A 19,137-nucleotide genomic window follows, 5' to 3' on the forward strand; every position below is an offset into this window, starting at 1 on the left:
GGCCCATGCGGAGCATGGGAAGGGTGGGGGCAAGGGGGGCGCCTAATCCCCCATCCCAGCGACCCGCACCTCCCGCTCCGCGCCCAGCGAGCCGAAGGCCCGCGCGGCGGCGGCGAGACTACGGCCTTGCTGCTCCTCCTTCTCCAGACGGGCGTAGACCGCCAGCGCCTGCGCCACCACCTGATCCATGTTGTAGTAGCGATAAGTGCCGAGCCGGCCCAGGAAGATCACGTCCGGGGTGCCGTCGGCCAGCGCCTGGTACTTGCGGAACAGCTCCTGATTCTCCGGGCGGGGGATCGGATAGTAGGGATCGCCCTGTGCGGAGGGATACTCGTAGGTGATGCTGGTCTTCGGGTGGCTTTGCCCGGTCAGGTGCTTGTACTCGGTGACGCGGGTGTAGGGCACCCCCTCCGACGGCTCGTTCACCACGGCGACGGGCTGGAACCATTCCCGGTCGACCGTCTCGTGCCGGAAGGTCAGGGAGCGGTAGGGCAGCTTGCCGAAGCGGTGGCCGAAATACTCGTCGATCGGGCCGGTGAAGACGATGCGGTCGTAGGCGATCTCGTCCCGCACGTCGTCGAAATCGGTGTTCAGCATCACCTTGATGTTCGGGTGGTCGAGCATGCTCTCGAACATCCGCGTGTAGCCGTTCAGCGGCATCGCCTGGAAGCTGTCGCCGAAATAGCGGTCGTCGTCGTTGGTCCGCGTCGGCACGCGGGCGGTCACCGCCTTGTCGAGCTGCGACGGGTCGAGGCCCCACTGCTTGCGCGTGTAGCCGCGGAAGAACTTTTCGTACAGCTCCCGCCCGACGGCGCCGACCACCACGTCCTCCGAGGTGCGGACGTCGGCCACCGGCTCCGCCCGGCTCTTGAGGAACTCCGCCACGCCGGCCTCGTCGAGGTCCAGCCCGTACAGCTGGTTGACCGTCGTCCGGTTGATCGGGATGGGGACGAGCCGCTCGTCCACCCGCGCCAGGACGCGGTGCTCGTAGGGCCGCCACTTGGTGAAGCGCGACAGATAGTCGGCGACCGGCTTGGCGTTGGTGTGGAAGATGTGCGGGCCGTAGCGGTGGATCAGCACACCGGCGTCGTCGTAGTGGTCGTAGGCGTTGCCGCCGATGTGCGGGCGCCGGTCGATCAGCAGCACGCGCTTGTTCAGCCCCGCCGCCAGACGTTCCGCCAGCACGCTGCCGGCAAAACCCGCCCCGACGATCAGATAGTCGAAGCCGGAGCGGCGGCCGGCGGCGCGCCCGTTGACGTGTTTGGCCGGATGGATCGCCGGCGCCGGGCGGTGGGCCGGCGGGGCGGCGCGTCCGCGCTGGCGGGCCTGCTCCATCAGCGTTTTCATGCGGCCCTGGGTCTTGTCCCAGGACATGTCGCGCAGGACGTGGTCGGCGGTGGCGCGCAGCCGTTCCGGGTCGGCGGCGTCGGCCAGGGCGGCCGCGACGGCGGCGACGAAATCCTCCGGCGCGTCGGCGATGCGCACGACGCCGCTGTCGCCATAGCCGCGCACCACGTCGGTGATCGAGGTGGAGACGACCGGGCGCCCGGCGGCCAGATATTCCGGCGTCTTGGTCGGGCTGATGAAGCGGGTGGACTGGTTGCGCGCGAAGGGCATCAGGGCGACGTCCCAGCCCGCCAGATACTGTGGCAGGTCGTCGTAGCTCTTCGGGCCGAGATAGTGGATGTTCGGACGGTGGGGCAGGTCGGCCGGGTCGATCTTCACCACCGGGCCGACCAGGACGAACTGCCAGTCGGGCCGCGCCGCCGCGGCGGCGTCCAGCAGGGCGATGTCCAGCCGCTCGTCGATGACGCCGTAGAAACCAAGCCGCGGGTGCGGGATGGCCGCCTGATCGGAGGGCTCCTCGACGATGCCGCGGGCGGCGGCGAAATGGGCGACGTCGACGCTGCTGGGGAAGGCGTGGGCGTTGGGGTGCAGGGTGCGCTTGGCCTCGTAGAGGCTGACGCCGCCGGTGAACACCACGTCCGCCCGCGCCATCAGCTGCCGCTCGCGCTCGACCAGCTCCGGCGGGGCGCCGTGGAAGGCCGACAGCTCGTCCATGCAGTCGTAGACCACCAGCGCGCCGCGCAGATGGCCGGACACGCCGAGGCTCATCGGCGTGTAGTACCAGAGGATCGGGTCGGTCACCCCCTCCTCGGCCAGATAACGGTCGAGCAGTTGGCGCTGGGCGGTGACGGCCGCCTCGCCGTCCAGGCCGGCGGGCAGGCGGGGCACCAGGACATGGACGCCCTCATCCTCGCGCACGTCCAGCCAGGGCTCGGGCGTGTCGTTGTGGATCGGCTCCTCGACGAACAGCACGCGGTGGTCACGCGCGAATCGCGACATAAGATGTTGTGGGCGTTGATAAACAAAGCTCCAGCGCAGGTGCGAGAAGCAGATCAGGGTCTGCGAGGGTGGAGCGGTGATCTCGGAGTGTGGAGAGTCGGCGGTCGGACGTGTTCTTTTTCGGTTTCTGCCGATTGGGAACTGGTGTTGGCCGGCCCAACTCATGTTTCCATCCTCTCATCAATGACGTACCGTCGGGTTGCCACCGGGAATTCGCCACGAATACAGTGGATTTTTGCGGCGCAGCGGAGTGGCGTCGAAAACCGGAAACCAACAACGGGGTCGGCCGGGGTGGGTTCCGTGACAGAAATGCGCTGCGGAAACGGTTCCCCGATTTTTCAACGCTCGTTCTTTTGCGCCGGGTTGGCTGGGGTAAGCGCATATTTCAGCGGGCGGGGGTGGCGTCCGGGGAAGACTGCGCGTCTCCAGTGCTTTTCGATGCGCGCGGATTTGGTGATGTTTCTCTCGCTTCACTCGACCTGAGCGGGTTCCGTCTTCTGGAAATTAATGCGCTTTACTGATTTTCAGGTCATAATGCATTCAAGGAGTTGGGGAAGTTTGGAAGGAGACGAGGGATGTGCCGAATTTTTGCCGGTCAGGACCCGGAGCGCTTCCGCATGGTAACCCGGCGGGTCCGCCTCAGCGGTCACTCGACGAGCGTCTGTCTGGAAGCGGCCTTCTGGGACGCGCTGGAGGAAATCGCGGCGATGCAGGGCGTCTCGCTGGGCCGCTTCTTGTCAAAGTTGCACGACGAAGTCTTGGCCCGCGGGGTGGAGCGGCGCAACTTCGCCGGCCTGCTGCGCTGCGCCTGCTTGACCTACGCCCAGGAGGTGAAGGGCCACCGCCCCTGCGTGGAGGAGCTGGAGCGGGAGGCGCGCACCGATTTCGCCGCGGTGGCCGCCGCCGGTCTTCCGGCGCGGATTTCGGCCGCCGTCACCGCTCCGGAAAAAGAACGCGAGACGGCCTGAGCGCAAAAGAGTGCCCCCCTCCTCCGTCCGGAAGAGAGGGGCTGTAATCAGCGTGGCGTCCCGAATAATGGGACAGTGCGGGATCAGATCGCGTTCTTGGCCATTTGGCCGGCGATGTAGTCGGCTTGCCGCAGCGCCAGCGCGACGATGGTCAGGGTGGGATTCTCTGCCCCGCCCGTGGTGAATTGCGAGCCGTCGGAGACGAACAGGTTCGCCACGTCGTGGGTTTGTCCCCACTTGTTCACCACGCCGTCGCGCGCCTTCTCGCTCATCCGGTTGGTGCCCAGATTGTGGGTGGACGGGTAGGGCGGCGTCGGGAAGCTGCGGGTCGCCCCCACCGATTCATACAGCGCCATGCCCTGGCGGTAGGCGTGCTGGCGCATGGCGACGTCGTTGGGGTGGTCGTCGAAATGGACGTTGGGAACGGGCATCCCGTACTTGTCCTTCTTGTCGGCGTGCAGGGTGATGCGGTTGCTCTCCTGCGGCATGTCCTCGCCGACCAGCCACATGCCAGCCATATGGTCGTAACCGTCGAGCGCCGAGGTGAACTCCCGCCCCCAGGCGCCGGGGTCGAGGAAGGCGGCCATGAAGGGCAGGCCGAGCGACAGGGTCTCCATCTCGTAGCCGCCGACGAAGCCGCGGTCGGGCTTGTTCTTCGCCTCGTCGCGGATGATGCCGGCCATGGTGGTGCCGCGGTACATGCGCACCGGCTTCTCGAACACGCCGTAGACCGAGCCGGTCATGTGCCGCATGTAGTTCCGCCCCACCTGTCCGGAGGAGTTGGCGAGACCGTCCGGGAACATCGAGGAGGCGGAGTTCAGCAGCAGGCGGGGGCTTTCGATGGAGTTGCCGGCCACCGCGACGATGCGGGCCTTCTGGCGCTGGATCGCCCCATCCTTGTCGGCGTAGACGACGCCGGTCACCTTGCCCTTGGCGTCATGCTCGATCTTCAGCACCTGGGCGTTGGCGCGGACCTCCAGCTTGCCGGTCTCCTCGCCCTTGGGGATCTCGGCGATCAGGGTCGACCACTTCGCCCCGGATTTGCAGCCCTGGAAGCAGAAGCCGATCTGCTGGCAACTCCCGCGCCCATCGCGGGGCTCCGAATTGATGGCCATGTTGCCGGTGTGGCACTCCGTGTAGCCCATCTTGTCGGCGCCGGCCTTCAGGACCTTGAAGTTGTTGTTGCCGGGAAGGCCGGGGATGCCGTTGGTGCGGGTGACGCCCATGCGGTCCTCCGCCTTGGCATACCAGGGCTCCAGCTCCTCCAGCGTGATCGGCCAATCGAGCAGGTTGGCGCCGGCGACGTCGCCGTAGGCGGTGCGCGTCTTGAACTCGTGCGGCTGGAAGCGCAGCGCGGCACCCGCCCAATGCACGGTGGAGCCGCCGACCGCCTTGACGATCCAGGCCGGCAGGCCGGGGAAATCGCGCGACACCCGCCAGCTTCCCGAGGTGGTGCGCGGGTCGAGCCAGGAGATCTGGGCGAAGCTGGCCCATTCGTCGTTCTGGAAATCCTCCATGTTGTGGCGGCCGCCGGCTTCCAGGATCACCGTCTTGATGCCCTTCAGCGCCAGTTGGGTGCCCAGCGTGCCGCCGCCGGCCCCGGAGCCCACGATCACCACGACGCTGTCGTCGTTCAGGTCGAATTTCGCTACCATGGCTGAAACATCCTTCCTGGGACGGTGGTCAGAGCCACTCGATGTCGTTGAATCCGCGGTCGATGTAGCCGCCCTTGGCCGCGCTCTCGCCCTCGTAGCCGAAGAGCGGCCAGACCTCCTGGTTGTTGTAGATCCCGGTGACCAGCCCGCCGCGCACCGTCTGGAAGAAGGGATCGGCCTCGATCTCGTGCAGCAGCCGGACCCGGTCGGCCTCCCAGCCGACCTCCGCGTAGGGCGCCTCGTGCTTGGCCTTGGCCAGGCGGTCGAGCTTCGCCATGCCGGACTCGTACAGCTCCTTCAGGGCGGGGTCGGCGGCCGCCTTCTCGTCCTGCGCCTTCATGGCGACGGCGTAGAAGCGGTCGGCCAGCCGGTCGTGCGGGTAGATGTCCCGCGACACCCGGATCAGCGAGCGCATGGTGTCGGGCGCCAGCGCCTTGGTCTCATAGCCCCACGCCTCGCGCGGGCAGAGGATGGCCCCGCCCGACACCAGGATGGCCGTCGCCGCGGCGGCGGTGGCCGAGGCCGCCAGGAAGGCGCGCCGGTGCATGGTGTGATTGGGGGTGGGTTTTGCTGTTGTGCTCGTCGGAGAACGCATCGCTTCCTCCCAAGACCGATTATGATTTTTGCTTCGAAGGGGCCGCGCCTGTGTCAGCGGTAGCGGCCGTGGCGCTGAAGGACCTCGATCTTGTAGCCGTCGGGATCCTGGACGAAGAAGAAGCGGGCCATCAGCGCGCCGTCCCGCGCGAACTCCTTGATCGGATTGGGGCCGTAGCCGAGCGCGGTGAAGCGCCGGTGTTCCCCGTCCAGATCGTCGACGCAGACGGCCAGATGGCCGTAGCCGTCGCCGTGGGCGTAGGGTTCGCCGCGGCCGTGGTTGATGGTCAGCTCGATCTCGAAGTCGTTTTCGGCGTTGCGCAGATAGACCAGGGTGAAGCCGTCGAAGGCGTAGCGGTCGGCGCATTCCAGGCCGAACGCGCGGGCGTAGAAGTCCCGCGACCGTTCCTCGTCGAGGACCCGGATCATCATGTGGATGGCCTTGGCCATGGGGGCTGGCTCCGTTCCGGTTGGTGGCTCCAGCATGAATGTTAGTGGCGCTGATTGTTTGGTTGGCAGTAAGTATCTACTACAAGCGCGACGCGAAGGGGGTAGCCCGGTCGGTGGTCGCTCATCCCTGCTTTCGGGACGGCGTTCCAGCCGCGATGGCGTATCCTCACGGCCTGGAAAAGGAGCTTCCCATGCGACACAGGACGGGCCGACCCCTCGTCGTGGCGGGCCTTGCCGCGCTGGTGCTTATGGCCGCACCGACGGCGAACGCCGCATCGCCGACATCGGAATGGCGTGGCTGGCTGTCCGACAGCGCGGGCGGGCTGCGCGACGGGGCGGAGCGCGCGATCATCCTGGGCGGCGCCCTGCTGTACCAGAACCGGCATACGGTGGCGGGGCTGACGCTCGGCTGTCTGGCCGGCGGTGCGGTGGGGGCAACGGGCGCCGTCGCTGCGGGCGCGGCGACCGGTGGGGCCGCCCTGCTGGCGACCGGCCCGGCCGCGGCGCTGGGCTGCGCCCTGGGGGCTGCGGCGGGTGGTGCGATGGGCCGCCCGCTCGATCAACCCATGGAGTAGACGGACGTCATCCTTTCCAGAAGGGCTTGTCCATCTCCTCGCGCGCCGCCGCCTCGTCGAAGCCGAGGTCGGCCCAGAGATGGGCGTCCATGCGGGCCAGGGCGCGGCGCAGCGCCCGCCGCTCCCGCCAGCTGGTCAGGCGATCGAGCCAGGAGCCGGCCGTGGGGTTGGCGGTGGGGCCGGCGGTCATCCCGCCGCTCCGCTTGTCGTGCGTTCCGCTCATGCTCGTCATGCGGCCCTCCCGCCGGTCGGTCATTCCTCGAAGCCGGAAAATCGCCCGTCGGGGCGTGGACGACAAACCATGCTTTCTCATAGGATGGATGAGCCAGAGTCATCCATGGAGCGTCCCATGCGGCGTGCCCTGCCGCCCCTTCACGCCCTGCGCGCCTTCGAGGCGGCGGCCCGCCACGAGAGCTTCTCCAAGGCGGCGGACGAGCTGTGCGTGACGCAGGGCGCGGTCAGCCGGCAGATCATGGGGCTGGAGGAGTGGCTGGGCGTGCCGCTGTTCCGGCGGCTGACCCGCCGGGTCGAGCTGACCGACGACGGGCGCGCCCTGCTGCCGGTGCTGTCGGAGTCCTTCGACCGCATCGCCGGCACGGCGGCGCGGCTGGCGGCGCGGGGGCGGGATCTGCGGATCAGGGTGGCCTTCTCCTTCGGCATCCGCTGGCTGATGCCGCGGCTGGTCCGCTTCCAGGCGCGCCACCCCGACGTGCAGGTGCGGGTGACCGTCGCCTGGACCAGCGGGCTGGAGTTCGACCCGCAGGAGTTCGACGCCGCCATCCCCTATTGCCGGGAGGTGCCGCCCGGCGTCTCCGCCGCGGAGGTGCTGCCGGAGCGCCTGACCGTCGTCTGCCCGCCGGCCCTGGCGGAGCGGCTGCGGGTGCCGATGGACCTCGGCGCCATCCCGCTGCTGCACGGCTGTTCGGAGGGGCAGGACTGGCGGGCCTGGCTGGCCGCGGCGGGGTTGCCCTTCTTCGAGGCGCTGCGCCAGGGTGCGGTGTTCGACGCCATGGACCCGGCGATGCAGGCCGCCGCCGCCGGCATGGGCGCCACCGTCGCCGACCGCATGCTGTGCGCCGAGGATGTGGCGGCGGGCCGCCTCGTCCTGCCCTTCCCGGAGATCGAGGCGTCGTCCGGCAGCTATTGGTTCGTCTGCCCGGAGGGGATGCAGGACCGCCCCGCCGTCGCCGCCTTCCGCGGCTGGTTGCTGGAGGAGGCGCGCGGCGAGACGGCGCAACAAAGCGCCGCGGCGGTTGTTTCCCCGGTTTGAGCCGAAACCTTGACCGGGGGAGCGCCGCCATGGAAGCGCAGGGAGAGCCGCAACGGGGGCCGCGCCCGGACCTCGACGAGGACACCATCGCCTTCGCTGGAAAGCTGTTCCACTGGGCGCGGTCGGGCGGCACCGCCGAACTGACCGAGCTGCTGGAAATGGGCCTGCCGCCCAACCTGCGCAACGACAAGGGCGACAGCCTGCTGATGCTGGCCAGCTACCACGGCCACGCCGAGTTGGCCCGCAACCTGATGCGCCACGGCGCCGATCCGGAGCTGGCGAACGACCGCGGGCAGACGCCGCTGGCCGCCGCCGCCTTCAAGGGGGATGGGGCGGTGCTGCGCGTCCTGCTGGAGGAGGGGGCCGCCGTGGACGGCTGCGGGCCGGACGGGCGTACGGCGCTGATGACCGCCGCCATGTTCGACCGCGTCGCGATGGTTGAGTTTCTGCTGGCCCGCGGCGCCGATCCCGACGCGCGGGACGCCCGCGGCCTGACCGCCCACGAGGCGGCGCTCGCCATGGGCGCCGCCAACGCCGCCGCCCGGCTGGCGCCCGGCGGCCAGACCGTTTAACGGGGCGGACCCATTTCCATCAGCTTGCGGCGCCCTTCGGGCGACAGTTGGCCGAGCACCTCGATCACGCGGCTGTCCATCCGGCCGCGCAGGTCGGCCTCGGTCGCGTGGGCCTGTTCGAGCGAACGGCGCAGGCCGTCCGGGTCAAAGGTCGGAGCTTTTATGCTCTCGCGGATCTGGTGGCGCATCGCCTCCATGTTCTGATGCATGCGCTCGATCGACGTGCGCTCCGCCTCGTAGCCGCGCCGCAGGATGGCTGCATCGGCGGGGGACAGCTCGCGCTCGGCCCGTTCGACGAAGCGCGCGATTCCCTGGCCGGGATCGGGCGGCGGCGGTGGAGGCATGAGGTGCAGCGCCTGCGCGGCGAGGATGCCGCCCAAAAGCATGTTCATGCCGAGCGAGCCGACCATCAGATACCAGGGCCAACGGCGCGGGGCGGCGGGGCCGCCGATGGGGCGGCTCATCGGATCGCCCCCAGATAACTGCTGTTCACCACCACCTCCGCGTAACCGTTCGCTTGGGCGCCTTGCACCGGCAGGACCCCCTGGGATGCGGCGAGGAAACCCGCCATCCCCATGGCCGCGAGGAATCCCGCGGTCGGCCAGAAGCGGATGGGCGGCGCCGACAGGGTCCAGGGGGCGGGGGCACGCTCCACCGGCGGCGCGTCCAGCCGGGCCGCGATGCCGTTCAGTACCCGCCGCACGCCGTCCTCGTCCACCGCCGGGGCAGCGCGGTCGAGCAGGGCGTCCAGCGCCGCGGCGTCGGCCAGGATGGCCCGCGCCTCGGCGGAATTTTCGAGAAGGGTCAGGGCATCGACGCCGTCCGTCACGGGCCAGCGGTCGATGTCGCCGCCGTAGAGGTCGGCGAAGCGCTTGAACTCTTTGAGTGTCATTTCTCGTCGCCGTCCTTCTGACGGATCAGGGAGTTGAGACGGGTGCGGACCATACGCCGCGCCCGGACCAGCAGGCTTTCCATGGCCGAGACCGAGACGTTCAGAACCTCCGATGCTTCCGCGCAGCTCATCTCCTGGTAGTAGCACAGGCTGAGCGCCGCCCGCTGCCGTTCCGGCAAGGCGGCGATCGCCGCGTCCACCGCCGCGCCGAGTTGGCGTTCCGCCAGCAGCCCGTCGGCGCCGATGGCCGGGTCGGCCACCTCCACCGCGTCGTCCAGAGGCTGGAAGCTTCTGCGGCGGCGGTAGTCGATCGAGCGGTTGACGACGATGCGGTAGAGCCACGTGGAAAAGCGGGTGCCGTCGCCGCGCCAGCGGTCGGCGTGCGTCCAGATCTGCAGGAAGGCGTCCTGCACGACCTCCTCCGCGTCGCTCGCGTTGCCGACCACCCGGTGGGCGAGCGCGAGGCTCCGGCGCAGGTGACGGCGGGTCAGCCGGTCGAAGGCCGCCCGGTTCCCCGCGGCCGTTTCGGCCATCAGCGATTCGTCGTCATCCTCGTCGATCACCGCCACGCGGCCATCCTCTGCTCCTTTCCGGTTCCGGACCCGGCCGGTCCAACGCGGCTCATCCGGTTCCGTGGGCCTTGTTGTCAGTGATACGTGGCTGGTCGGGATGCTCCTGCGCGGTCCAGCCCGAAAATTTGTGAGCCGAAAATTTGTGGCTGGCCGATCCCCGCCGTCTCAAGGCATTCGTACCCGCGGCGGCGCGGGCGCGCTACACTGCCCGTCCCTCGAAGCCCAGGCCCCCCGAACCCGGCCGCGGGCCAGACACACGGACCGTCATGAGCGCCAGCCGCGATTCCTCCCCCGCCACGCTCCAGGAAACGCTGACGCAGGCCGTCGTCCACCACCAGAATGGACGGCTGGCGGAGGCGCGGCCCCTCTACGAGCGGGTGCTGCGCCAGATGCCGGAGCAGAGCGACGCGCTGCATCTTCTGGGCCTGCTGACCGCGCAGACCGGCGATCCGGACTCCGGGATCGCGCTGATCCGAAAGGCGGTGGCGCAGGATGGCGCCCAGCCGGTCTTCCGCCTCAACCTGGGCCGCGTGCTGGAGGCGGTCGGGCGTTGGGCGGAGGCCGCGGACGCCTACGGCCACGCCGCCCGCCTCGCCCCGCTGGTCCCCGACCATCACCGGCTGGAGGCCGCCGCCCACGCCAAGCTGGGCCGGGGGGAGGCTGCGGCGCGCGCCTTCCGCCGCCTGCTGGCGGTGGCGCCGGAGGATGGCAAGGCCGCCAACGCGCTGGCCGACGCGCTGTACGATCTGGGGCGGCCCGGCCCGGCGGCGGACTGGTACGGGCGGGCGTCGGCGCTCGCCCCCGCCGAGGTGCTGCCCGTTTACAACCAGGGGGCGGCGCTGCGCGACTCCGGGCGCCCGCGCGACGCGCTCGCCGCCTTCCGCCGCGCCGCCGCCCTGGCGCCTCTGCTGGTCCAGGCGCGGGAGCAGGTGACCAGCCTGTGCCACGCGCTGGGCGACATGGGCGGTACGGCCGAGGCGGGGCGGCGGCTGATGGCGCTGGAGCCGGGCCACGGCGAGGGGGCTAAGATCCTGGGCGCGGCGCTGGCCGCGGCGGGACCCTGGCGCGAGGGGGCGGCGTGGCTGGAGCGGGCGGCGGCGCTGGCCCCGGCCCCCGACGCCCTGCTGGTGCTCGGCAATCTGTGGCAGGAACAGGGGCATCCCGCGCTGGCGCCGCGTTGCTACCGGCGCGCCCTGGCGCTTGCCCCGGACTCCGCCCAGGCGCTGACCGGACTGGGCATGGCGCTGTCGGCTTTGGGTGCGATGGAGGAGGCCGCGACCGCCGCCCGCCGCGCCGTCCGCGCCGACCCGGAGGAGGCCGGCCACGCCCTCAACGCCGGGGCCGTCCAGCACCGGGCCAAGCGCCCCGAGGCGGCGTGGGCGTGGTTCCGGCGTGCGCTGGCCCTGCAGCCCGACGGCGCCGCCGGCTGGACCAACCTCGGCACCCACGCCATCGAGGCGGGCGCCTTCGACGAGGCGCTGACCCTGCTGCGGCGGGCGCTGGCCCTGCGCACGGCGGAGCGGGAGGCGCTGGCCAGCTCCAACCTGGGCGTCGCGCTGATGGCGCTGGGCCGTCATGGCGAGGCGGTGTCCGCCCTGCGTGCCGCGCTGGAGCGTGCGCCGCAGGACGCGGAGGTGCGTTCCAACCTGCTGTTCTGCCTGTGCTTCGCCGAAGAGGCCGACCTCGGCGCGGTGTTCGGGGAGCACCGGCGGTTCGAACGCGCGGTGATGCCGGTGCCGCCCGCCGCCCCGCGCTTCGACGCGGTGAATCGCGACCCGGAGCGCCGCCTGCGCGTCGGTTACCTCTCGCCGGATTTTCAGCGTTACCCGGGGCCGGGCTATCACTTCCTGTTGCCGCTGATCGAGCGCCACGACCGGGCGGCGGTGGAGGTGATCTGTTATTACGTGGACCTGCCGAAGGACGCGGCGACCGACCGCTTTGCGGCGCTGGCCGACCGCTGGCGCCCCGTCGCGGCCCTGCCGGACGGCGAGCTGGAGCGGCTGATCCGGGCGGACGGCATCGACGTTCTGGTGGACTGCGGCGGGCACATGTCGCGCAACCGCATGCCGCTGTTCATCCGCCGCCCGGTGCCGGTGCAGGTCAGCCTGCCGCTCTACCCGAACACGACGGGGCTGACGGCGATGGACTACCAGTTCTCCGACCACCGCTTCGCCGCGGCGAGCGCCGACGCCTTGCACACGGAAGCGCTGATCCGTCTGCCGGGCAGCGTGCTGTGCTACCGCCCCGCGGAGTCCGCCGCCGTGCCGCCGGACCGTCCGCCGGTGGAGACGGCGGGGGTGTTCACCTTCGGCTCCTTCAACAACCTGACGAAGCTGAACGCCTCGACGCTGGCGCTGTGGGGGCGGGTGCTGGCGGCGGTGCCGGAGGCGCGGCTGATGCTGAAATGGCGGGGGCTGTCCGGTGGCGGGGTGGCGCGGCGGGTGCTGGACGCCTTCGCCGCCCATGGAGTCGAGGAGTCGCGGCTGCTGCTGCGCGGCACCGCCCCGGACCCCTACGAGGATTACCGGCTGCTCGATTGCGCGCTGGACCCCGTCTTCGCCAACGGCGGGACGACGACCTGCGACGCGCTGTGGATGGGGGTTCCCGTGCTGTCCATCGCCGGGGAGGCGATGATCTCCCGCTGGGGCGCCACCATGCTCGGCAGCGTCGGGCTGGGCGGGCTGGTGGTGGAGCGCGCGGACGACTACGTGGCGCTCGCCGTCCGGCTGGCCACGGACCGCGCCTTCCTCGCGGCGCAGCGCGCGGGCCTGCGCGAGCGGATGGCGCGCTCCCCCCTGATGGACGAGACGGGGTACGTCCGGGCGGTCGAGGCCGGCTACCGCATGGCGTGGCGGCGCTGGTGCGCCGGTTTCCCGCCCGCCCGCATCGACATGAGCGCGGCATGACGGACGCCGTCCCCTACCTTTCGTCCGCCCGGCGCATCCTGGTGGTGAAGCTGGACGAGGCGGGCGACTTCGTCCTCGCCACGCCCTTCCTGCGCGGGCTGCGGGCCTCGGCGCCACAGGCGCGCATCGTGCTGGCGGTGCGCCCCGCCGTGGCCGATCTTGCCGAGACCTGCCCCCACGTCGACGCGGTGGTGGCGCCGCACCCGAAGCCAGGCGGCGGCATCGATCTGCGCGGCGTCACGCCCGGCGGCGCGGCGGCCTTCGCGGAGGCGTTCCGCGCCGGCTTCGACCTGACGCTGGTCCCCCGCTACGATTTCGACCGCCACGGCGCCACGGCGCTCGCCGCGAACAGCCGCGCCCGCGCCGTGGTCGGTTTCTCCGAGACGGTCACGCCATGGAAGGCGTCGGGGAACGCCGGCTTCGACCGCGCCTACACCCACCGGCTGACGCCCCCGCCCGGCCGCCACGAGGTGGAGCAGAACCTCGCCCTGCTGCGCTTCGCCGGCGGGGTTCCGGACGGCGACGGGGTGGAACTGCACCTGACCGCGGAGGACCGGGCGGAGGCCGCCCGCCGGCTGGCCGATGCGGCGGGGGAGCGGATCATCGCCGTGGCGCCGGGGGCGGCGGCTTCGCGCCGCGAATACCCGCCGGAGCGGCTGGCGGCGGTGGTCGCCGTGGTGGCGGTCGCGCTCGGCGCGCGGGTGGCGGTTCTCGGCACGGAGCTGGAGCGGGCGGCGGCGGAACGGATCGCCGCGGCCCTGCCGGGGCGGGTGACCGACCTGACCGGACGGACCGGCCTGCGGCTGGCGGCGGCGGTGATCGAGCGGACGGCGGGGCTGATCGCCATGGATTCCGCCCCGGCCCATCTCGGGGCCGCCGTGGGCGTGCCGGTCGCCGTCTTCTCCTGCCATCCGGAGGGCGGGGAGCCCAACCATTTCCACGCGCCGGAGCGCTTCCGCCCCTGGTGCGCGCGGGCGCTGGTGCTGCGGCCCGCGGCGGCGCTTGCGCCCTGTCCGCCGGAAAGCTGCACGGCGGCGGAGGCGCACTGCATCGCCTCGATCCCGCCGGAACTGGCGGCGGCGCGCATCCTCGCCTTGTTCGGCGAGAGCGACAGCGCGTCGCCCTGACCCGTCCGCCCATCGCTGCCTGTGGCCGATGGGCAACCTTAGACGGCCCCGCCCCGGCGAAGCCCTTTCGGAGTGCCGCTTTCCGGCCTGTGGCAACGCTGCATCACCCCCCGATATTTCGCGATGCGGAAGCCACGCCCCTGGCACGAACGCCCCCGGAAACCGTATCTTATATGCATTGCAACATCACCCGGTCCGTGAGGGATCATGAAGTCGTTCTTGTCCTCGCTTCAGCGGGATTGGGCGTCCTGGAGCCCGGTCGAGCGTTTCGTCGCCGTCGGCTTCGTCACGGCGGCTCCGGTCGCGTCGCTGGCTTTCCTCCTCACCCTCTGACCGGCTTTGAATCGGCGCCGTCCTTGTCGGCGCCCGACGGCATGCGCACGCTTCCCTTGGCCCCGTCCTGCGTCCGGTGCGATACAGGAGGAGAGAAGGAACGGACGAACCGTTCCGGCAGCAGAGGGATGACGAATCATGGGCGATAAGGTTGCCATCATCACCGCGGGCGGCAGCGGCATGGGGGCCGCGGCGGCGCGGCGCCTCGCGGCGGACGGATTCAACATCGCGGTGCTGTCCTCCTCCGGCAAGGGCGAGGCTCTGGCCGAGGAGCTGGGCGGGATCGGCGTGACCGGCTCGAACCAGTCCGCCGAGGATCTGGAGCGTCTGGTGACCCGGACGATGGAGCGCTGGGGCCGCGTCGACGCGCTGGTGAACAGCGCCGGCCACGGCCCGCGAAAAGGCTTGCTGGAACTGACCGACGAGGACTGGCACAAGGGGATCGAGGTCTATTTCCTGAATGTCGTCCGGGCGGTCCGGCTGGTGACCCCGATCATGGTCGGGCAGAAGGGCGGGACGATCATCAACATCTCGACCGCCTGGGCCTTCGAGCCGAGCCCGATGTTCCCGACTTCCGCCGTCGCGCGGGCCGGGCTGGCCTCCTTCACCAAGCTGTTCGCCGACCAGTACGCCGCCGACAATGTGCGCATGAACAACGTGCTGCCCGGCTGGATCGACAGCCTGCCGGCGACCGAGGAGCGGCGCCAGGGCGTGCCGATGGCCCGCTACGGCAAGAGCGAGGAGATCGCGGCGACCGTCGCCTTCCTCGCCTCCGACGGGGCCGGCTACATCACCGGGCAGAACATCCGGGTGGACGGCGGCCTCATGCGGTCGGTCTGAGCACGCATAAAAAAACGGTGCGGATGGCGCTCCTTCCGGAACGCCGCCCGCACCGCGAGGTGAAGCGAGGGGGATCGCCTCAGCTCTTTTCGCCGACGATGGCCTGATACTGCTTCCAGATCTCGGGGTAGCGCCGGACGTAGTCCTGGTTGACCTTGTTGGCGATCTCGCGGAACTTCGCCTGCTCGGCCTCGGGAGCCACGGCCAGCCGCCCGCCCTGGGCGATCATCTGGTCCATGGTCTTCTTGTCGGCGTCGATGGCGCGCTGCCACTGCTTGGCGATGATCTCGTTGGTGGTCGTCTCCACCACTTGGCGCAGGTCGTCGGGCAGGCCCTTCATCCACTTGTCGTCCACCAGGACGGAGTAGGTGAGCAGGCTCATGCCCGGCACCAGCGAGGCGACCTTGGCGGCGTTGGTGCCGACCATCTCCCAGCCGCCGGCGGAGGTGTAGATGCCGTCGATGGCTCCCTGCATCAGCGCCGCCGCCATTTCGGAGGCGGGCATCGACACCGGGCTGGCCCCGAAGTCGCGCATCAGAAGCTGCAGGACGCGCCCGCCGGTCAGGCGGATCTTGCTGCCCTTCAGGTCGCCGACCGAGGCGACCTCCTTGTCCTTGAACAGGAAGATCAGGTCGGCGGTGCGCATCAGCCCCATGACGCGGATGCCTTTGTCGGACACCAGCCCGGACAGCAGCTTGGAGACCTCCTGCGCGGTTTCCGGCTTGGACATCGCCGCGTCGGTGACCGCGAAGGGCAGGTTCACCACGCCATACTGCGGGGCGATGCTCTCAAGCTGCACGCTGACCGGCCAGACCATGTGCACGGCGCCCGACCCGAGGGCGGCGACGGCGTCCTTGTCCTTGTAGAGCGTGCCGGAATGGAAGACCTTCGGCTTGATGCGGCCCTTCGAGCGCTCCTCGATCAGGGCCGCATACTCGTCCATCATCTTGGCGGTCCAGTGGGACGTCGCGATCTCGTCCGTCATCACCATCTCGACCGGCGCCGCCTGCGCGCGGGCTTGGCCCGGCGATCCGGCGGCCAGCCCGGCCACGGTCATGCCGATCAGCAGCGTCTTCGCCCAGAATGGCCTGAAGAGTGACGGATTCAACATTGGCTTCCCTCCCATGACTGCGTTCGGACGCTTCTGGCCCGCTTGTCCGAACGATCATAGGGGAAAACAGTGCGGCATGCCAACATTATTGTACGGACAACTCGTCGTCAGCTTTTGCGGCGCGACCAGAACAGGACGGCCGCCGCCCCGGCCAGCGGGAAGGCCATCATCAGGGCGAAGGTCTCGCCGTAGCTGCCAACCGTGTTGAACAGGGTGGCGAACAGCGCCGGTCCGACGACCACGCCGGAGAAGGTGAACATCAGCGCGCCGCCGGTCGCCGTGCTGGCCGTGCCCTTCGGGGCGACGCGCGCCACCTCCGCCAGGAACACGCCGTTCCAGCCGATGGCGGCGATGCCGAACACCGTCAGCACGCCGATCACCGCGGGCGCCGGCCAGCTCGGTCCCAGCCCGGCGGTGGCCAGGGCGGAGGCGGCGGACAATCCGCCGATGCCACCCAGCACCGCCACGCCGGAGCGCAGCCGGTCGGCCAGCAGCCCCCAGCCGATTCGCGCCGCCGCCCCCGCCGCCTGCATCACCGACACGGCCAGCCCGGCGGACACGATGGACCAGTGCAGGTCGTGCACCAGCATGTTCACCGTGAAGGCCATCAGCGACAGCTGGATCGCCGAGAAGAAGAAGCCCATCAGGGCGAAGCCGCGCAGCGCCGGTACCCGCCAGACCAGCCGCGGCCCCTCCATCAGGTTGCCGCGGATCGGCAGGCCGGGGCTGCGGTCGTCGTCCCACACCCGGCGCCCCGGCGCGAAGAGGACCAGCAGCAGCGCGAACATGGCCGCCACCGCCAGCGCCGCCCCGCGCCAGCCGGCGATCTCGCCGATTCCCGGCAGGGTCAGCCCGGCCAGCACGCCGGCCAGCGGCACGCCCGTCTGCTTCAGCGAGAAGACCAGATTGCGCCGGGCCGGCGGGGTGAAGCGGTTCAGCAGGTGGGAGGAGGAGGGGTTCACCAGCCCGTAGCCGATGCCGAGCAGCACCGACGCCAGCGCCGCGACCCACAGCGAGCCGGTGGCGATGCCCAGGCAGCCCACCAGCCCCAGCGCCAGCGCCAGGACACCCACCGTCCCGGCGCCCCAGCGGCGGACCACCAGACCGGCGAAGGCCGACACCAGGGCGGCGGCGCTGTAGATGACGCTGATCTGGTAGCCGACCGCCTCCGACCCCACCCCCAGCGAGGCCGCGGCCAGCGGGGCGACCGTCGCCAGCGTCAGGACCGACAGGGTGGCGACGGTCTGGACGCTGGTCACCTCCGCCAGCAACAGGGGAAAGGGGGCGGGCGGGGTTTCTTGCGTGGTCATGGGGGTCCGTACAAGTGGCGGTGGCGCGGTGCGCGTGAACGGTCGATTTCTGGCCTACAGCATTCCGGCCCGCCGGGCCAATGCCAGGATTCGATGGGACCCCAGCACCAGGGGGCGCTCGACCAGCCTGCCGTCCAACACGCAGACCCCGCCGCCCGCCGCCTCGAAGGCGGCCAGGACCCGCCCGGCGCGGAGGACCGCGTCCGGCGACGGTGTGTAGGCGTCGTGGATGGCGGCGATCTGCTTGGGGTGGATGGCCGAGCGCGCGGTGAAGCCGTGCAGGACGCTGCGCGCCAGCTCCTGGCGGTAGCCTTCTTCATCGTCCAGCGCGATCCACGGCATGTCCAGCGCGTCCAGCCCGAAGCGGGCGGCGGCGTGCACAACTCGCGTGCGGGCCTGGACCAGCGGCTCCCAGGCCAGCGGCACGCGCAGCTCCGCCGACAGGTCGCCCCCGCCGAACATCAGGAAGGACAGGCGGGGGGAGGCCGCGGCGATCGCCATGACGTTCTCCAGCCCGTCGGCGCTCTCGATCAGCGCGCCGAGCGCGCCGGGCAGATTGCGCTCGTCGAGAAGCCCGGTGGCCAGCCGGACGTCCTCGGCCCCGTCCACCTTCGGCAGCAGGAGTCCCACCCAGCGCGGCGCGGTGCCGTCCGGAAGATCGGTCAAAGCGAGGATGTCGAGCAGGCCGGTGCGGCTGCGCACCGAATTGGTTCGAACGAAAACCGCTGGGCCGCCCGCGTCGGCAGGCTCCCGTAGGAAGGAGCAGACGGCGGCGCGGGCGCTGTCCTTGTCGCCGGGGGCCACCGCGTCCTCCAGGTCGATGATGACCGCGTCGGCGCCGGCGCCCAGGGCCTTGGCGAAACGGTCCGGGCGAGCGCCGGGAACGAACAGGTAGGAGCGGCGGACCGGCGATTCCGGCGCCGTTGCTGCGTTCTGCGGATTGTTGATCATGAAAACGCTTTCCAAGGGTGAGGGGGCGTGTTATTTGTACGTACAACATGCTATCACACGCGCTGAACATGTCACCTTGAAATGATCGGCGCCCCGCATTCACCCCTCCGACACGCAGACAAGAGACGCCCGCCCATGCCCGACATTCAGGAACCGCGGACCATCGTCGCCGACCTTGGCCGCTACCTTGAGGATTTCACCGTCGGCGATGTCTACGAGCACCGCCCCGGCCGGACCATCACCGAAGCGGACAACATCCAGTTCAGCCTGCTGACGATGAACCGCCACCCCATGCACTGCGACCACGCCTTCGCCGAGAAGTCGGAATTCGGCAAGCCGCTGGTCAACAGTGGCCTGACCCTGGCCATGGTGCTGGGCATGACGGTGGACGACGTCTCCTACAAGTCGGTCGCCAACCTCGGCTGGAAGGAGATCAAGCTGGTCGCCCCGGTCTTCCCCGGCGACACGATCTACGCGCGCTCCAAGGTGCTGGACGTCCGCGAATCTAAGAAGCGCCCGACCCAGGGCATCGTGACCACCTACACTGAGGGCTACAAGGCCGACGGCACGGTCTTCGTGACCTTCGAGCGGGCCAGCCTGGTGCCCAAGCGGGGCCACGGAATCGGCGACTGATCCGGGGCGCCCGATCCGGGACGACTGATCCG

At 70.4% G+C, this 19,137-nt stretch carries 20 protein-coding genes; 9 read left to right on the plus strand and 11 right to left on the minus strand.

Annotated elements, in window-relative coordinates:
- Window positions 1-42: 42 nt before the first annotated feature.
- Window positions 43-2,346 carry a UDP-galactopyranose mutase gene (glf, locus tag DXK32_RS18520; RefSeq protein WP_114859870.1) on the minus strand — a complete coding sequence of 768 codons (2,304 nt, stop codon included), beginning with the start codon at window positions 2,344-2,346 and terminating at the stop codon, window positions 43-45.
- 575 nt (window positions 2,347-2,921) lie between these two features.
- Here glf and DXK32_RS18525 point away from each other — a divergent pair.
- On the plus strand, window positions 2,922-3,314 hold the full coding sequence (locus DXK32_RS18525) for a ribbon-helix-helix domain-containing protein (protein ID WP_114859871.1): 393 nt from the start codon (window positions 2,922-2,924) through the stop codon (window positions 3,312-3,314).
- An 83-nt stretch (window positions 3,315-3,397) separates the two neighbouring features.
- On the opposite strand, the gene DXK32_RS18530 is transcribed toward DXK32_RS18525, so the two are convergent.
- Genes DXK32_RS18530 through DXK32_RS18540 form a run of 3 tightly spaced genes read right to left on the minus strand, consistent with a single transcriptional unit; the run spans window position 3,398 to window position 6,013 of the window.
- Window positions 3,398-4,969 carry a GMC family oxidoreductase gene (locus DXK32_RS18530; RefSeq protein WP_114859872.1) on the minus strand — a complete coding sequence of 524 codons (1,572 nt, stop codon included), beginning with the start codon at window positions 4,967-4,969 and terminating at the stop codon, window positions 3,398-3,400.
- Window positions 4,970-4,997: 28 nt separating this feature from the next.
- Window positions 4,998-5,564 (minus strand): Twin-arginine translocation pathway signal, encoded by a 567-nt coding sequence (locus tag DXK32_RS18535; RefSeq protein ID WP_247877226.1) that lies wholly within the window; start codon window positions 5,562-5,564, stop codon window positions 4,998-5,000.
- 53 nt (window positions 5,565-5,617) lie between these two features.
- A complete protein-coding gene (locus DXK32_RS18540; protein ID WP_114859874.1) occupies window positions 5,618-6,013 on the minus strand; it encodes a VOC family protein in 396 nt (131 codons plus the stop codon).
- A gap of 191 nt (window positions 6,014-6,204) precedes the next feature.
- Between DXK32_RS18540 and DXK32_RS18545 the strand changes: the two genes are divergently transcribed.
- The gene (locus tag DXK32_RS18545) at window positions 6,205-6,588 is read left to right on the plus strand and encodes a hypothetical protein (RefSeq protein ID WP_114859875.1); all 384 of its coding nucleotides are present in this window, start codon (window positions 6,205-6,207) and stop codon (window positions 6,586-6,588) included.
- 7 nt (window positions 6,589-6,595) lie between these two features.
- Here DXK32_RS18545 and DXK32_RS18550 read toward each other — a convergent pair whose 3' ends face one another.
- Window positions 6,596-6,820, minus strand: coding sequence for a DUF1127 domain-containing protein (locus DXK32_RS18550; RefSeq protein ID WP_114859927.1), 225 nt, complete (start codon window positions 6,818-6,820; stop codon window positions 6,596-6,598).
- A gap of 117 nt (window positions 6,821-6,937) precedes the next feature.
- Here DXK32_RS18550 and gcvA point away from each other — a divergent pair, with 117 nt between their 5' ends.
- Window positions 6,938-7,858, plus strand: a complete 921-nt coding sequence (gene gcvA / locus DXK32_RS18555; protein ID WP_114859876.1) for a transcriptional regulator GcvA — start codon at window positions 6,938-6,940, stop codon at window positions 7,856-7,858.
- Between the two features lie 29 nt (window positions 7,859-7,887).
- Window positions 7,888-8,430, plus strand: a complete 543-nt coding sequence (locus tag DXK32_RS18560; RefSeq protein WP_114859877.1) for an ankyrin repeat domain-containing protein — start codon at window positions 7,888-7,890, stop codon at window positions 8,428-8,430.
- Here the strand turns inward: DXK32_RS18560 and DXK32_RS18565 are convergent.
- Genes DXK32_RS18565 through DXK32_RS18575 form a run of 3 tightly spaced genes read right to left on the minus strand, consistent with a single transcriptional unit; the run spans window position 8,427 to window position 9,891 of the window.
- The gene (locus DXK32_RS18565; protein WP_114859878.1) at window positions 8,427-8,894 is read right to left on the minus strand and encodes a periplasmic heavy metal sensor; all 468 of its coding nucleotides are present in this window, start codon (window positions 8,892-8,894) and stop codon (window positions 8,427-8,429) included. The genes DXK32_RS18560 and DXK32_RS18565 overlap by 4 nt on opposite strands.
- Window positions 8,891-9,322, minus strand: a complete 432-nt coding sequence (locus DXK32_RS18570; protein ID WP_114859879.1) for a hypothetical protein — start codon at window positions 9,320-9,322, stop codon at window positions 8,891-8,893. The genes DXK32_RS18565 and DXK32_RS18570 overlap by 4 nt, the downstream gene beginning before the upstream one ends.
- The gene (locus DXK32_RS18575) at window positions 9,319-9,891 is read right to left on the minus strand and encodes an RNA polymerase sigma factor (protein ID WP_114859880.1); all 573 of its coding nucleotides are present in this window, start codon (window positions 9,889-9,891) and stop codon (window positions 9,319-9,321) included. Before DXK32_RS18575 ends, DXK32_RS18570 begins: the two co-directional genes overlap by 4 nt.
- Window positions 9,892-10,160: 269 nt before the next feature.
- Between DXK32_RS18575 and DXK32_RS18580 the strand changes: the two genes are divergently transcribed.
- The 4 genes from DXK32_RS18580 (at window position 10,161) to DXK32_RS18590 (ending at window position 15,100) form a co-directional block, all read left to right on the plus strand.
- Window positions 10,161-12,800: a tetratricopeptide repeat protein gene (locus DXK32_RS18580; RefSeq protein WP_114859881.1), complete on the plus strand. Its 2,640-nt coding sequence runs from the start codon at window positions 10,161-10,163 to the stop codon at window positions 12,798-12,800.
- Complete coding sequence (locus DXK32_RS18585; RefSeq protein WP_114859928.1) at window positions 12,797-13,927, plus strand: glycosyltransferase family 9 protein; 1,131 nt, start codon at window positions 12,797-12,799, stop codon at window positions 13,925-13,927. The genes DXK32_RS18580 and DXK32_RS18585 overlap by 4 nt, the downstream gene beginning before the upstream one ends.
- Window positions 13,928-14,134: 207 nt before the next feature.
- A complete protein-coding gene (locus DXK32_RS33520) occupies window positions 14,135-14,260 on the plus strand; it encodes a hypothetical protein (RefSeq protein WP_257722163.1) in 126 nt (41 codons plus the stop codon).
- A gap of 138 nt (window positions 14,261-14,398) precedes the next feature.
- Window positions 14,399-15,100 carry an SDR family oxidoreductase gene (locus DXK32_RS18590; RefSeq protein ID WP_205215763.1) on the plus strand — a complete coding sequence of 234 codons (702 nt, stop codon included), beginning with the start codon at window positions 14,399-14,401 and terminating at the stop codon, window positions 15,098-15,100.
- A gap of 79 nt (window positions 15,101-15,179) precedes the next feature.
- Here the strand turns inward: DXK32_RS18590 and dctP are convergent, their stop codons facing one another.
- From dctP to DXK32_RS18605, 3 genes are all read right to left on the minus strand, one after another.
- Window positions 15,180-16,211: a TRAP transporter substrate-binding protein DctP gene (gene dctP, locus DXK32_RS18595; protein WP_114859883.1), complete on the minus strand. Its 1,032-nt coding sequence runs from the start codon at window positions 16,209-16,211 to the stop codon at window positions 15,180-15,182.
- Between the two features lie 107 nt (window positions 16,212-16,318).
- Window positions 16,319-17,521: an MFS transporter gene (locus DXK32_RS18600; protein WP_114859884.1), complete on the minus strand. Its 1,203-nt coding sequence runs from the start codon at window positions 17,519-17,521 to the stop codon at window positions 16,319-16,321.
- Between the two features lie 54 nt (window positions 17,522-17,575).
- Window positions 17,576-18,472: an HpcH/HpaI aldolase/citrate lyase family protein gene (locus DXK32_RS18605; protein ID WP_114859885.1), complete on the minus strand. Its 897-nt coding sequence runs from the start codon at window positions 18,470-18,472 to the stop codon at window positions 17,576-17,578.
- Between the two features lie 135 nt (window positions 18,473-18,607).
- Here DXK32_RS18605 and DXK32_RS18610 point away from each other — a divergent pair, with 135 nt between their 5' ends.
- Entirely contained in the window at window positions 18,608-19,105 is a 498-nt protein-coding gene (locus DXK32_RS18610; RefSeq protein WP_114859886.1) for a MaoC family dehydratase, read from the plus strand.
- The last annotated feature ends 32 nt before the right edge of the window (window positions 19,106-19,137 follow it).

The sequence above is a fragment of the Azospirillum brasilense genome (genome assembly GCF_003349955.1).
GTDB classification, from domain to species: domain Bacteria; phylum Pseudomonadota; class Alphaproteobacteria; order Azospirillales; family Azospirillaceae; genus Azospirillum; species Azospirillum brasilense_B.